We start from the raw sequence: 12,816 nt of genomic DNA, 5'->3' as shown, positions 1-12,816 counted from the left end.
TCAGTCGCCTTCTGCAATCGCGAGCCCGGTCCAGTGGGCGGCAAAGGTCCACATGTCAGCGTACTCTGCTATGACCATATCTGTCGGTTTGCCGGCACCGTGGCCTGCTCGGGTTTCTACTCGCAAAAGGTGCGGTCGTTCCCCAATGTCTGCGGCCTGCAGAGTGGCCGCGTACTTGAACGAATGAGCTGGAACCACCCTGTTATCGGTGTCTGCCGTGGTGACGAGTATTGCCGGGTAGGGCTCACTCTCGCCAATGGTGTGCAAGGGCGAATAGGAGAGCAAGGTGTGGAACTCGCGCTCCACATGGGGGCTGCCGAATTCCTCGGCCCAGGCTGCGCCACTCGTGAAGCGGTCAAAGCGCAGCATGTCGAGGACACCCACTCCGGGCAGGGCTGCCGCGAACAGATCAGGACGTTGGTTGACGACCGCTCCGATCAGCAATCCGCCATTAGATTCTCCCTGTATCGCCAGCCCGTCAGTCGGCGTGATGCCTTGATCGATCAGATGCTCACCGGCGGCAATAAAGTCGTCGAACGCGTTCGGTTTGTTCGCGCGTCGCCCGGCATGATGCCACGCCTGACCGTATTCACCACCACCACGGATGTTCGCTACGGCATAGACGCCGCCCTGCTCGACCCAAGCCAGCGCGGTGGGCGAGAAATGTGGCACCATGCTGATCCCGAAACCACCATACGCGCTGAGCATAGTCGGTGCCGGACCGTTGAGCTCTTTGCGCCTGACGACAAACAGGGGTACCCGAGTGCCGTCCCTCGAAGTGTAGAATTGTGGTTCGACGACGATATCGTCGAGATCCACCGCAATCTTGGGTTCTGACCAGACTGTGGTGCTGTTAGCTTCTACGTCAAGGCGGAGCACGGTCAGCGGCGCATCATAGCTGGTGAAGGCGAAGAATGCCTCGTTCTCGCCGGGACGCCCTTGGACGATCCCGGTGCTGCCAGGACCAGGTAACGACACATTGCCATCGAATGTCCCGTCAAGCCGATAGCGCTCGACGCGGGACTGGACGTCGATCGTATACGACAGGACAATCCGGTCGCCAAGAAGCGCAGATCCGCCCTCTCGTAGAACCGCATCGGTCCGTTCTCGGATCAGTTCGGAAAACTCGGGCCGCGCCTCTGACAGGTCCATCGTCACGATACGACCACGAGGAGCATCCTCTTGGGTCGCGAAGAAGAGTTTTGTGCCGACGTTCCCCAACAGCACCCAACGATCATCGTAGCTTTTAACAATTGTTCTTGGTTGCTGGGTTTCGGATGTGAGGTCCGTTACAGTGACCGCGACCCCGCCCGTAAGCGCCGACGAGTAAACGATGAGATACCGGCCATCCGGTGTGACATCGGCCGTGTGCAACAGTGAGCGCCCCGGTATTGGCGCATGTATGAGCCGATCTTCCGACTGGTCCGAACCAAGCCGATGGAAATAGACGGCGTGGCCTTCAATGCTGGTGCTGAAGGCTGCACCCTCCTCAGGCTCAGGAAACCGGGAGTAGTAGAACCCAGAACCATCCGGATGCCAGGCGATGGTGGTGAACCGCGCCCATTCGACCTTGTCGTCCAGCATCTCTCCTGTCGATGTATCCATCACGTGAATGGTCCGCCAGTCTGACCCACCATCCTGCAAGGCAAAAGCCACAAACGCGCCATCGCTGGAGGTCGCCCATTCGGCCAGTGCTAGGGTGCCGTCTCTGGACCAAATATTGGGGTCGATCAGGATGCGGTTCGCGCCGTCCGCGCCTTGCCGCATCAAGAGTTGCGGCTGGTTATCGAGGCCGCCGTTGCGGATAAGGAAATACTTTCCCGCGCGCTCGACAGGGGGAAGCAAGGTTTCATGGTCGAACATCGCCGCAAGTCGGCGCTTGAAAACGTCCTGTCCAGGCAGAGCTTCAAGATAGGGCTTCGAGAGCGCATTCTGCGCTTCAATCCACCGAGCCACCTCTGCATCCTGACGTGGGTCATTCTCCAGCCAGCGGAATGGGTCCGCGATCGTGACGCCAAAATGCACCTCTGCCGTGTCCGCCTGGCGGGTTTCCGGATAGATCATCGGCACATTCTCCTCTGCAGCGGCTTGGGCGATAGAAAAAAGCAGCGCGGTCACGGCGCCTCGGAGAGGCCTTGTCATTGAAGGCCAGCTGATTCGTTCAGGCATCTTTCGGCACGATGCGCGTGTTGGCGTGCGCCCGGCGATCCGGGTCACTCTTGCTGTCATGATGTCGTATCCTTGTCGTCGGTGGGCGCGCCGTGTAGCTGCCTACGCAGCCCGTCAGACGACGGGGTCGCAGATGGGTAGTATCGCGGCCGCCCGGATTGCCGAGACGATGCGGGCAGTTGCTTCTTCCGAACTCACACGAATTCCGCCGTTGATGACGGCCGAGCTGATTTCTTCGTCCACGAGACGCACGGCTGATGTGATGGCCGCCGCACAGAGTCTCACCTCGAAATTGTCGTTGCTCAGTGACGCCCGGTCCGCGACGATACCAACAAGCTCCATCTCAGACTCGTGACATGCCATCAGCCAAGCCGAGCGGAGGGCTGGCTCTCGATGCAGGATCGAGAGAATCCGGATGGCAGCGATCGCATCCTGAACGAAGGCATCCTCGGATATGAATGCATCCATTGACCGTGCTAGAAACGTGTCAATGCTCTCAGCTTTTGGCCACTGCTTGAGCATTGCCGCAAAGCGAAGTTCGCCGACTTTCAGCACCGGCTCAACACAGGCTTCCTTAGACCGGAAGTATCGCCAAACAGTTCGCTTTGAAATGCCGGCTGCTGCAGCGATTTCATCGCCGCTCGTCGCATCAAAGCCCTTCTCCCAGAACAACCTTGCTGCATGCCGGGATACCTCAAGCCGGGCCTGTTCCAGTTTCGATCCATCCGTCAATCTAAGGCTCCATTCGCTCGTCGCTTCGCTGAACTGGACGATTCGCAGCGCTCTCCTTGGGAGAGTGCTCTTCTTACATCTTCAGAGAGCCGGGCACTTTCATGGGCAATTTTTCCGTATTTGGTTGAATGACGGCGACCAGGAAGATCGGTCGCGTCACTAAGTGACTGAGAGAATATGTCACTTAGTGACAAGTTGCGCAAGAGGGTAGGGAGCCCCTTTAGAACGCCATCGGCCGCTGGCATGATGATCAGCGATCGCTGCAATAGTGATCACTTGCGATAGAGCACCATGCCGGCATGATGCAGCACGTCCGGCTCCACAAAGTCGCCGTCGGCAGTGAAGCCGGTGTCGTCCCAGTATTCGATATGTGTGCCTGTTACCTCGTAGCGCCCTTCGTAGGCGCGTTCCCGCTCACCGCGAGCCTCAACGTATCGGCCGTTGGGTAGCAGTTCGTGTCGGATGCGATTGTCGGCGGTGACCCAAATACCGACATAGGAATTGGAGGTATCCGTTCGTGCGAACTCAGCGCCAATCGTCAGCAGCGCAGCGCTGAGCATGGTCGATTTCGTCATTGGGGACCTCAATTCGCTGATGCGGTGGGACGGATGGTGATCTCGGTCGTGTCGACGCTCGACGGGGCTTCGATGATCTGGCGCACGGCGCGGGCGATGTCAGCCGGCTTCAACGCGATGGAGCGATAATCGTCGATGAGCGTCCGGGTCTCCTTGTGGGTGATTGTCGATGCGAGTTCGCTTTCCACGACGCCCGGGTTCACGCAGGTGACACGGATGGCGCTGCTTTCCTGGCGCAGCCCGTCCGAGATCGCGCGAACGGCGAATTTGGTGCCGCAATAAACGGCGGCTGTGGGTACGGCCTGCAGTGCGCCAATGGAGCCGATATTGATGATCTGGCCTTCGCCCTGACGCTCCATTACCGGGAGGACGGCACCGATCCCCCACAGCACACCCTTGATGTTCACGTCCACCATTCGCTCCCACTCGTCGAACTTGACGGCGGACATGGGGGACAGCGGCATGACGCCGGCATTGTTCACCAACACGTCGATGCGTCCCCATAGGTCGAGTGCTATCTGTGCAAACTCTTGCATGGAGGCAATGTCGGTGACATCGAGCGCGTATGTCGCGACTACGCCGCCCCCGCCCCTAATGTCTTCGGCGATCTGATCCAGACGCTCCTTGCGTCGTGCACCCATAAGAACCTTCGCGCCAAACGCTGCAAGCTCGCGCGCGACCCCTTCGCCGATGCCGCTCGAAGCGCCGGTGATGAGAATGACCTTGTCCATGGCTTTCTCCTGTTCAGCCTGTTGCACGCAGGAAGATGGACGCTCCACTCTGTCCACGGTATTGCGCATTTGCTGGACTGAGCGGTTAACAAAGCTCGACAATGGAGGCCCCAGGATGGACCTGAACCTGCTGCCGCTGCTCCTTGCCGTAGCCGAGGAGCCCAACTTTCGCGCTGCCGCCGACCGGCTCGGCCTGACGCGTTCCGCCGTCAGCCAAGGCGTGCGGCGGCTGGAGGATGCTCTGGGCGTCCACCTGGTCATGCGCACGACTCGTTCGGTCCGACTGACTGAAGCCGGGCAACGGCTGGTCGAGAGCCTGCGTGCGCCGATGGCCGCAGTGCAGACTGCGCTGGAGACCCGCGAGAACATCCCGCGTGGCCGGCTGCGGTTGGCCGTCACCTCGATTGCGGAAGATTTCTTGGCGGGACCGCTGCTCGCGCGCTTTGCGGAGGCGCACCCACAGGTCACACTTGACGTGACCGTGACGGACGACGAGTTCGATATCGTGGCGCGTGGCTACGACGCGGGCATTCGGCTTGGCGAAGTCATCGAACAGGACATGATCGCCGTGCCCGTCAGCAGCCCGCAACGCGAGGTAGCGGCGGCCACGCCCGCCTACCTCGCTCGGCATGGCGTCCCCTCGCATCCACGCGACCTGCTTCTTCACCGCTGCATCGGCTGGCGGCCGGCCCCCAATACCGCACCATGGCGGTGGGAGTTCGAAGAGCATGGCAAACCCTTTGATGTGATGGTGAATCCGCAGGTGACGACCAACGACCTGCGTTTGATGTTGCGCACGGCGCTGGCGGGTGGCGGCATTACCTTTGCGCCATGGGATTGTATGAGGGATCATTTCGCCAGCGGCCGGTTGGTCCCTTTGCTCGAGGACTACCTGCCGCCTTTCGCAGGCTTCTACCTCTATTTTCCGCAGCGACAGAACATGGCGCCGAAGCTCCGGGCGCTGATCGACCACGTTCGCCATTGGGATCGTTGAGGAATGAGCACCGCGGCATTCACCGGCCGGAAATGGCCGGTGAGAAAGCCCGGCACCCCCGCACTCTCGGCAAGCGAGCGGAATGTGGTGAGCGAGCTGGCGACGGTCGCGGCTGCAAGTCCGCTAGCCATGCGCAGGATCTGGCGTCTCGATAGGGTCATTTCGGGTTTCCTGGGATGTCAGCGGTGATGCGTCGGCGGCGCTCGACCTTGGCGAGCAGAACGATCGCCGAGGTCAGCAGAAGCGCACCATTAAAGGGATGAAAGGCAAGTGCTCCGGTGTCTGCCATGGCAAGCCCGACCTGCGCGACGTAAAGGATCAGCGTCAGCCCGGCCCACCAGCTAAAACCTCGCAGTCGCGGCAGTGCAATCGCACCGCCGGCAAGGACAAGGACGGGCAGCCCGACAATCGCGCCGACAAGGCCGTGGAGATCCCAGGACATCCCACCGAAGAGGGCTTGTCCGGCAAGAAAAAATTGTGCGCCGAGCAATGCAGGTAAGGCACGGGCAGACCAGATGAACAGGGCGGGTGTGCCGTGCTCGATGTCATGAAGCGTATCGTGTTTCAGCGTTTCCATTTCTTAGACAATCCCATGTGTGGGGTTCTTGGATGAAGTTGCGGCGATGAAGCCTGCAAGTGCCCGGCGATAGTCGTCGGCGGCTTTGGAAAGCGCCTCATCCGAGAGCCGGTCGGCGGTGAAGACAAGATGCGGTGGGTGCCAAGGCAGGTCGCAGCGATACGCGGTTGCCTTGAGGGGGGTGAGGATCTCGTCGATCGTGAAGTGGTTCTGTCCGCCACGTGCGTAGGCGGCCGGGATGTTCCCGGCAGTCGCTGCGATCATCATCGGCGTTCCGGCCAGCCGGTCACCCTCGGCCTCGCGCTCGAGGTAGTACATGCGGGTCAGGACCGCATCCTGCCAGGATTTCAGCAGGGACGGTGTGGAATACCACTGGATCGGGAACTGCAGCACGATCCGGTCGGCGTTGAGCAGCATCTGAGCATCCCGTGCCGCGTCGGTGTCGAGGTCAATCCGAGCTTCGGGGTATCGCGCCTGCATATCGACGATCTCGACACGCGGCAGGGTGCGGGCTGCAGCGGCGAGGGCGGAATTGGCCCTCGAAGCGGCAAGGTCGCGGTGAAAGACAAGGATGAGTGTTCCGGGCATCGCGGTCTCCTGTGCATCCGGGCTGTGGAACAAAAGCTAGAAGGTCACGGAAAATCATTCCAATCGATATGCATTCTATTCTATTATCGTCGTCATGAATTTACGGGCCGTCGATCTCAACCTTCTCGTCATTCTCGACGTGCTGCTGGACGAAGCGCATGTCAGCCGCGCGGCGCGGAGGCTGAACCTGTCGCAGCCGGCGGTTTCGTCTGCGTTGCAGCGTTGCCGGCACCTTCTGGGGGACGAGCTCCTAGACCGCGGACGCGGCACCATGCATCGCACTCCGCGTGCCGATGCCTTGCGTGGTCCACTAAAATCGCTGCTTGCGGGGGTTCAGGATCTGATAGATCCGGCGGAGGTTCCACTTGCTGAACTGCAGCGCGTCCTTAGGGTCACTGCGGCAGACCTGCCGATCGCTATGATCGCAGAACCGCTTCTGGAGAATCTTGAGCGGATGGCGCCGCACGTCTCTGTCGTTTTCCAGCCGTGGCACGGCGCGGCTGCAGCAGCTTCGGCGTTGCGAATCGGCGATACGGACATTGCGATTTCGGTTTTCGATCGGGTCGAGGAGGAAATCGAGCGACGCACACTGCTGGAAGAAACCTATGTCGTTGCGATGCGACGAGATCATCCTGCAGCCAGAGGCTTCGACCTCGATGCTTGGCTCGCCTGGCCTCATGTGGTCGTTTCCGGCCAAGGCGAGATGCGCACACCGCTTGATGCGCAACTGGCTGCCATAGGTCGTCAACGTCAGGTCGGGTTAGTGGTGCCAGCGTTTCAACTTGTTCCCGGCTTACTTGCGCGCACCTCTCTTCTTGCGCTCCTGCCGGCGCACAGCCTCCGCTGGCATCAACACGATGCTCTTCTTGCGGTGACGCCGCCAATCCCCATTACGGGATTTCCTCTGCAGATCGCTTGGCATAGCCGGCAATCTGCCGACCGTGGATTGCGACACGTGATCTCGATGATTGAGACGTTGTTCGTGGAGATGGTTTGAGGCTGCTGTGGACAGCTAGGTTGCCGCAGCTGTAGCGCCAGACGCACAGCATACCTCGCATAACGAACGCGGTCACCACGCAAGCGTTTCTTGGTTGCCCGAGCCTCACCACCTTCATCTACGGCCGGTCACTTGAAGATCGGAGTAGGGGGGGGCCATTCCCCATCGAAATCCGCTGCTGGCAATCGGGGCGGGAGGGCCAACCGTTCAATTCTGAGTGGCGAATTCAAGCCAGCGCCGATTCATCTGGCCGAATACATTCAAATGGGGGCCGTGCGCCCGTTGGAGTACTGGACAAATATCCGCGATTTCCGAGAGTCGCCGATGGATATGGATAGGTCGGCCGCAATCGTGAGAGATTGGGGCTGCGACTATCTTACTTTTTCAATAAGAGCTGCCAGTCTCGAAGCATCACCACCCAGAGCCGCTCGGCCCTTTTCCCAAAGCTCCGTGTTGATGCCCATGCGCTTGGACAACCAAGCGAATGTGAGGCGTCGCACTGTTTCGAGCGCATCGGGTACTTCAGCCTCGGTCTCCTTGGCATCAAGGCCGGCAATACCTCCGAGGCCGTGGCCCACCCCAGCGATGGTTAATAGGGCTTCCGCCCCGGGGGCGTCGGTAAAAGCGTCGGCATGCCATTCGGGACCGCGCGGCGTGAAGTGTGGGTTGTCGTCTGCCCCGCAGACCACAATGAGTGGCTTTCGAATCGTGCCTAAATCCACGTCGAAGAAGGGAAAACGAGCGGCGCTTTCGGCCGTGAGGTCGTCTCCACCCCGGCCCGGTGCGGCCAGCAGGACGCCTGCGCCGATGCGCGGGTCCGAGAAATCCTCATCCTGGAGTCGCGCGCCAAGCAAAAGAGCCGAGGTATGGCCTCCAAAAGAGTGCCCGGCCACGGCGATCCGGCTACGGTCCAAGCGTCCCGCCACGGCCGGTGCCTGTCGCTCCACCTCGTCAAGGCGGTCAAGGACCGCTTGCATTTCAGCCACCCGTTCGCGCCAGTAGAATGGTGCTTCTGGCTGCCCGGGACCGAGCCCGCCAAGCCGAGAGCTTGCATGGGTCGGCTGGATGATTGCCAGTCCTCGTTCTGCCCAGAACTGGATCAACGGTGCGTAACCGTCCTTGGAGGGAATGTACTGCGACGGCCCGTATCCATGCGAAAACAGCACGATAGGGAGGTGCCTTCCTGACGCCGGCGCGGTTAGCCGGAGTTCCAAGACCGAACGGTTTGGCAGGCTCAGCCGGATCGGCGTGTAAGCTACGGTCAGTGCCGGTTCGGGTGTCGGCAGATGCAAAGCGAGGTCGATCAGTCGGTTCATTCCGTCTCCTTGAGCAGCCACGGCAGGCGACAGTGGCCGCCGCGGCCATCTTTGCGCAGCAGGCGTTAGGCTGCTGCACCGCCGGTTTTCTGGAACAAGGCATGCGCGTCGGGCCCGGCAGGCAGTATCATCGGGGCGTAGACATCGGTAACGGCGCGCCAGACAGCATTCGACACATCCAGAGCCGAGGTCTTGTCCGTCGAATGCCGCAGCGTCTGCAAATAGGTTTGCACGAAGGCGCCGTAAGCCTCGGGCACATCCATACCCATCCGCGCCACGGCGTTCCGACCGAACGAAGTCTCCGGCGCGCTACCAGGCAGCACGAGGCGCGCGCGCACGCCGAAATCGGCAGCCTCGAGGGCGAAGCTTTCTGTGAAGGCGTTTACAGCAGCCTTGCTCGCCGAGTAGATCGACAGGGCCGGGAGCGGGCGCAGCGTCACGCTGGAACTGATGTTAACGATGACACCACTTCGGCGCCGGCGCATTCCCGGCATTACGGCCCGTGACATAGCCATCGTGCCGAGCACATTGATCTCAAAAAGCTCGCGTGCCTTGTCGATCTCCGCGCCTTCCAGCACGTTCAGCATACCGACGCCGGCATTGTTGACCAGCGCATCGATTTGACCCGTTTCGGACAGCGCTGCCTCGATACTCTCCGGCTTGGTCACGTCGAGCGGGACAATGCGGAGGTGGTCAGAGGGAGGCAGCCCCTCTGTTGAGGGCGATCGCATCGTCGCTATGACCTCCCAGCCTTCGTCGAGGAAGCGCGCGGCGATGGCCTGTCCGAAGCCTGAAGAACAGCCTGTGATGAGGATACGGGGCATAGGTTTCTCCTTGTCTGCAAGACCGCGAGATAGACCTAGACGTCTGGACTCGCCATATTGTGAAGTCCGACAAGATTCATCGAAAGTCCGAATGCATGCCCGAAGTCGCACTGGACCCGTTAGCCAGCATCGTCGCCCTTCTGAAACCTCGACCGGACATCTCCAAGATGGTCGCGGCCGGAGGGCGCTGGCAGGTCGAACGCACCGACATGGCGAGCCCGTTCTATGCCGCCATTGTCGATGGGTGCGCACGACTGGTCGTGGAGCGGCAAAAGCCGATCCTGCTGAGGGCAGGGGACTTCGTGATTGTACCGGAGCTCAACAGCTTCACGATGACCAGCGAGGTCCCGCCGCCACCTGGCGTGGCCAGGCTTCCGCTCGAGACCGGACCGGGCATGTTCCGCCTTGGGCCGCCCGACAGCCCCGTCGAGATGCGAGCCCTTGTCGGCCACTGCCGGTTCGACGCGCCCGACAAGGCACTTCTTCTCTCCGTGCTGCCGCAGATGATCCACGTGTGTGGGCAAGACCGGCTCACGGCACTTGTGATGATGCTTTACGATGAGACAAGCGCCGAACGGCCCGCCCGTGCCATGATTCTTGATCGACTGCTGGAGGTCCTGATGATCGAGGCATTGCGGTCGGGCGCAGGTCCTGATCTTCCGCCTGGTCTTGTGCGTGGCCTGTCAGACCCCAGGCTCGGCGCCGCGCTGCATCGGATCCACAACGCAGGGAGCAACTCCATCACCGTGAAGGGGCTGGCACAGGAGGCCGGGCTGTCACGTTCGGCCTTCTTCGAACGATTTAAGGCCACACTTGGCTGCACGCCCATGGAGTATGCAATACGCTGGCGAATGGCGGTTGCGCGCGACCTCCTGATGCGCGGTCAACTGACCAACGCTGAAATCGCGCATCAAGTCGGTTATGGATCGGCCAGCGCGTTCGGCATGGCGTTCGTTCGCAATTGGGGCATGTCGCCTAGGGCGTTCATCGAAAGTCACGCCAAGGAATAAGGCGTTCGAACAATCTCTGCTGCCGCCCGCCGGATCGGACGGCTTCTGCAGTTCCATTGCAGCCCGTTGCTCCCTGTAGGGCGGATGCATTCGCAGCGATGACGCGCAAACGAGTTTGGTCAACGCCGGCGAGCGGAACCCTTTAGTGCAGCCACAATTGCGACGGCTTCGGTGGCGAGTTGATCGCGCGTGGGGGTCACCCCCAGGACCACCATGCGCCAGTACAACGGGGCCGGAAGCAAGTCGAGCGCTAGGTCCCGATCGACGCCAGCATCCAACTCGCCCCGCTTGATCGCGCGGTCCAGAATGACCTGAGCTTGCTCTCGGCGAGCATGCGCTACCTGAGTGTTTAATTCCCGCATCGAAGCGGACCGCGCAGCTTCGGCATGAAGATCCGGCAGGATGCGCCGGATTATTGGGTGGCGAAAGACCACTCGCAGGCGGATTAGGAAAGCCAAAACGTCAGCTTCTAGACTTCCGTGGTCTTCTGGCATGGCTAGCTTCAGCCCGAGTGATGACACGGCCGCCGCTGCGAATTCGTGGTGCGACGAGAAACGGCGATAGATTGCCGCTTTGCCTGCCCCGGCTCTGGCAGCCACGCGTTCAAGACTTATGGCAGCAAAGCCACGTTGCGCCCATTCTTCGAAGAATGCGCGGTGAAGAGTATCGGTCAATGCAGCGCTCTTCACAGCCGCTCCAGAAGGCCTTCTTCTGGTTTTTAGGACGGAACGGTTGCGTTCCAACGAAGCACCTCCTATATCGTCGATACGTTACCGTTCCGTCCATATGAGGTTTCATGATGTCTGACAAGTTCGATAGCTTCTCCGACCTGCTTCGCGCAGCACTGGGTGAACGGCTCGCCCCTGCGGACAGCTTGCTTGACATGTTCACCGATGATGTTCTCTTCGAGTTTCCCTATGCGCCCGATGGGCTGCCCGGCCGACTGGAAGGGACACCGGCCCTTGCGGCTCATCTCGAGAAACTCGGTCCATTGCTCACCTTTGGGCCGATGCATCTGGGCAATGTTCATGCCGTCGGCGAAACAGTGATCTTCGAGTTTTCCTGCACCGGTCAGGGTGTGAAAACGGGCGCTCCATACGACCAAGTGTATATTTCGGTCGTCACTTTGCGCGAAGGGCGCATCGCGCGCTATCGCGACTATTGGAACCCGCTCATCGTGCTGACGGCTTTGGGGGGCACGGAAGCCGCCGCCGCGGCATATGCTGGGGCAGCCCAGTGATGGTCGAGCGGGTCCTCATTATCGGTGGCAAAGGCAAGACTGGACGTCGCGTGGCGTCTCGCTTGAGTGCCGCTGGCATCAACGTCGCAATCGGCACACGCACGCCGGACGGTCGCCAAGACAGGCGTTTCGATTGGTCAGATCCAACTTCTGCATCCGCCGTCGAGGGATGCGATGCGGTCTACCTTGTAGCGCCGACCGATCGCACGGACCACTTGGCGGTCATGCAACCTTTACTGGAGGCGGCGATGGCACGCGGCGTCCGGCGCTTCGTTCTGCTCAGCTCGTCGCTTTTGGAACCCGGCGGTCCCATGATGGGTGAGGTTCATGAATGGTTGGCAAAGAGCGCGCCGGATTGGGCGGTCCTGCGCCCGTCTTGGTTCATGCAGAATTTCTCTGAAGGGCCCCACGCCAGGACGATCCGGAAAGAAGGGGCCATTTACACAGCGACCGGCGCCGGACGTGTCGGCTTCATCGACGCCGAAGACATCGCCGCCACGGCCGCCGCGTGCTTGACTGCCGCAACGCCACTCAACTCTGACGTTGTGCTGACGGGACCGGAGGCATTGAGTTACGACGATGCCGCGGCAATCATCGCTGCGGCTCTTGGTCGGCCAGTTCACCATGTATCGCTTGACCCAGCCTCTCTGACAGCGCGTCTGGTGTTGCAGGGATTGCCGGCCAACTATGCCGAAACGCTCACGGCTTTGGACGCGCACATTGCAGCAGGCGCTGAAGATTGCACCACGTCGGGCGTTGAACAGGTGACAGGGCAACGACCCACGTCATTTCGCGCCTTTGTGCAGCGCGTCCTTGATCGATGGAAGTGACGCGCGAGGCCCCGGATCAAACCTTTGAGGTGATCTGGTCTTTGCCCTCCGATGCAGGCCGCAGCAGCCCGCCTCATTCATCTGTCTGTTGCGGGTGGCACGTTGCGAGCACCAGGCAAACGAGTTTCAATGACCGAAAAAGGATCGCAAGCGGTCGTTAAGAACAGCCTCAGCTTAATGGCAGCTATTTGGCCTCGGCGCCCAAAATCAGACCGTCCGGAATCGGCCCCGAA

General features: G+C 60.8%; 14 protein-coding genes. 5 read left to right on the top strand and 9 right to left on the bottom strand.

What is annotated here, in order from left to right:
- From D5400_RS17735 to D5400_RS17720, 4 genes are all read right to left on the bottom strand, one after another.
- Nucleotides 1-2,118 carry a prolyl oligopeptidase family serine peptidase gene (locus D5400_RS17735; RefSeq protein ID WP_245451343.1) on the bottom strand — a complete coding sequence of 706 codons (2,118 nt, stop codon included), beginning with the start codon at nt 2,116-2,118 and terminating at the stop codon, nt 1-3.
- A 165-nt stretch (nt 2,119-2,283) separates the two neighbouring features.
- Nucleotides 2,284-2,901 carry a TetR/AcrR family transcriptional regulator gene (locus tag D5400_RS17730; RefSeq protein ID WP_205665483.1) on the bottom strand — a complete coding sequence of 206 codons (618 nt, stop codon included), beginning with the start codon at nt 2,899-2,901 and terminating at the stop codon, nt 2,284-2,286.
- A gap of 272 nt (nt 2,902-3,173) precedes the next feature.
- Nucleotides 3,174-3,461 carry an Atu4866 domain-containing protein gene (locus tag D5400_RS17725; RefSeq protein WP_245451575.1) on the bottom strand — a complete coding sequence of 96 codons (288 nt, stop codon included), beginning with the start codon at nt 3,459-3,461 and terminating at the stop codon, nt 3,174-3,176.
- A gap of 23 nt (nt 3,462-3,484) precedes the next feature.
- Nucleotides 3,485-4,207, bottom strand: coding sequence for an SDR family oxidoreductase (locus D5400_RS17720; RefSeq protein WP_126011260.1), 723 nt, complete (start codon nt 4,205-4,207; stop codon nt 3,485-3,487).
- A 115-nt stretch (nt 4,208-4,322) separates the two neighbouring features.
- Between D5400_RS17720 and D5400_RS17715 the strand changes: the two genes are divergently transcribed.
- Complete coding sequence (locus D5400_RS17715) at nt 4,323-5,201, top strand: LysR family transcriptional regulator (protein WP_126011258.1); 879 nt, start codon at nt 4,323-4,325, stop codon at nt 5,199-5,201.
- A 157-nt stretch (nt 5,202-5,358) separates the two neighbouring features.
- Here D5400_RS17715 and D5400_RS17710 read toward each other — a convergent pair whose 3' ends face one another.
- Both D5400_RS17710 and D5400_RS17705 read right to left on the bottom strand, forming a co-directional pair.
- A complete protein-coding gene (locus D5400_RS17710; RefSeq protein ID WP_126011256.1) occupies nt 5,359-5,778 on the bottom strand; it encodes a DUF6220 domain-containing protein in 420 nt (139 codons plus the stop codon).
- A gap of 3 nt (nt 5,779-5,781) precedes the next feature.
- Nucleotides 5,782-6,366, bottom strand: coding sequence for an NAD(P)H-dependent oxidoreductase (locus tag D5400_RS17705; RefSeq protein WP_126011254.1), 585 nt, complete (start codon nt 6,364-6,366; stop codon nt 5,782-5,784).
- Between the two features lie 94 nt (nt 6,367-6,460).
- Between D5400_RS17705 and D5400_RS17700 the strand changes: the two genes are divergently transcribed.
- Complete coding sequence (locus D5400_RS17700; protein WP_126011252.1) at nt 6,461-7,363, top strand: LysR family transcriptional regulator; 903 nt, start codon at nt 6,461-6,463, stop codon at nt 7,361-7,363.
- Between the two features lie 371 nt (nt 7,364-7,734).
- Here D5400_RS17700 and D5400_RS17695 read toward each other — a convergent pair whose 3' ends face one another.
- Nucleotides 7,735-8,679: an alpha/beta hydrolase family protein gene (locus D5400_RS17695; protein ID WP_126011250.1), complete on the bottom strand. Its 945-nt coding sequence runs from the start codon at nt 8,677-8,679 to the stop codon at nt 7,735-7,737.
- A 65-nt stretch (nt 8,680-8,744) separates the two neighbouring features.
- Nucleotides 8,745-9,503: an SDR family oxidoreductase gene (locus D5400_RS17690; protein ID WP_126011248.1), complete on the bottom strand. Its 759-nt coding sequence runs from the start codon at nt 9,501-9,503 to the stop codon at nt 8,745-8,747.
- Between the two features lie 95 nt (nt 9,504-9,598).
- On the opposite strand from D5400_RS17690, the gene D5400_RS17685 reads away from it, so the two are divergent.
- Complete coding sequence (locus D5400_RS17685) at nt 9,599-10,513, top strand: helix-turn-helix transcriptional regulator (protein WP_126011246.1); 915 nt, start codon at nt 9,599-9,601, stop codon at nt 10,511-10,513.
- A 119-nt stretch (nt 10,514-10,632) separates the two neighbouring features.
- Here D5400_RS17685 and D5400_RS17680 read toward each other — a convergent pair whose 3' ends face one another.
- On the bottom strand, nt 10,633-11,187 hold the full coding sequence (locus D5400_RS17680) for a TetR-like C-terminal domain-containing protein (RefSeq protein WP_245451342.1): 555 nt from the start codon (nt 11,185-11,187) through the stop codon (nt 10,633-10,635).
- 122 nt (nt 11,188-11,309) lie between these two features.
- Here D5400_RS17680 and D5400_RS17675 point away from each other — a divergent pair, with 122 nt between their 5' ends.
- Both D5400_RS17675 and D5400_RS17670 read left to right on the top strand, forming a co-directional pair.
- Nucleotides 11,310-11,753 (top strand): nuclear transport factor 2 family protein, encoded by a 444-nt coding sequence (locus D5400_RS17675; protein ID WP_245451341.1) that lies wholly within the window; start codon nt 11,310-11,312, stop codon nt 11,751-11,753.
- The gene (locus tag D5400_RS17670) at nt 11,753-12,583 is read left to right on the top strand and encodes an NAD(P)H-binding protein (RefSeq protein WP_126011244.1); all 831 of its coding nucleotides are present in this window, start codon (nt 11,753-11,755) and stop codon (nt 12,581-12,583) included. The genes D5400_RS17675 and D5400_RS17670 overlap by 1 nt, the downstream gene beginning before the upstream one ends.
- The last annotated feature ends 233 nt before the right edge of the window (nt 12,584-12,816 follow it).

Origin of the sequence: Georhizobium profundi (genome assembly GCF_003952725.1) — a bacterium.
GTDB classification, from domain to species: domain Bacteria; phylum Pseudomonadota; class Alphaproteobacteria; order Rhizobiales; family Rhizobiaceae; genus Georhizobium; species Georhizobium profundi.
This window is presented reverse-complemented; position numbering and strand designations above follow the sequence as displayed.

Excerpts from the sequence above, each read along its gene's own strand:
- D5400_RS17725 (WP_245451575.1), bottom strand. The coding sequence starts at position 3,461 with ATGCTCAGCGCTGCGCTGCTGACGATTGGCGCTGAGTTCGCACGAACG.
- D5400_RS17720 (WP_126011260.1), bottom strand. The coding sequence starts at position 4,207 with ATGGACAAGGTCATTCTCATCACCGGCGCTTCGAGCGGCATCGGCGAA.
- D5400_RS17715 (WP_126011258.1), top strand. The coding sequence starts at position 4,323 with ATGGACCTGAACCTGCTGCCGCTGCTCCTTGCCGTAGCCGAGGAGCCC.
- D5400_RS17710 (WP_126011256.1), bottom strand. The coding sequence starts at position 5,778 with ATGGAAACGCTGAAACACGATACGCTTCATGACATCGAGCACGGCACA.
- D5400_RS17705 (WP_126011254.1), bottom strand. The coding sequence starts at position 6,366 with ATGCCCGGAACACTCATCCTTGTCTTTCACCGCGACCTTGCCGCTTCG.
- D5400_RS17700 (WP_126011252.1), top strand. The coding sequence starts at position 6,461 with ATGAATTTACGGGCCGTCGATCTCAACCTTCTCGTCATTCTCGACGTG.
- D5400_RS17695 (WP_126011250.1), bottom strand. The coding sequence starts at position 8,679 with ATGAACCGACTGATCGACCTCGCTTTGCATCTGCCGACACCCGAACCG.
- D5400_RS17690 (WP_126011248.1), bottom strand. The coding sequence starts at position 9,503 with ATGCCCCGTATCCTCATCACAGGCTGTTCTTCAGGCTTCGGACAGGCC.
- D5400_RS17685 (WP_126011246.1), top strand. The coding sequence starts at position 9,599 with ATGCCCGAAGTCGCACTGGACCCGTTAGCCAGCATCGTCGCCCTTCTG.
- D5400_RS17675 (WP_245451341.1), top strand. The coding sequence starts at position 11,310 with ATGATGTCTGACAAGTTCGATAGCTTCTCCGACCTGCTTCGCGCAGCA.
- D5400_RS17670 (WP_126011244.1), top strand. The coding sequence starts at position 11,753 with ATGGTCGAGCGGGTCCTCATTATCGGTGGCAAAGGCAAGACTGGACGT.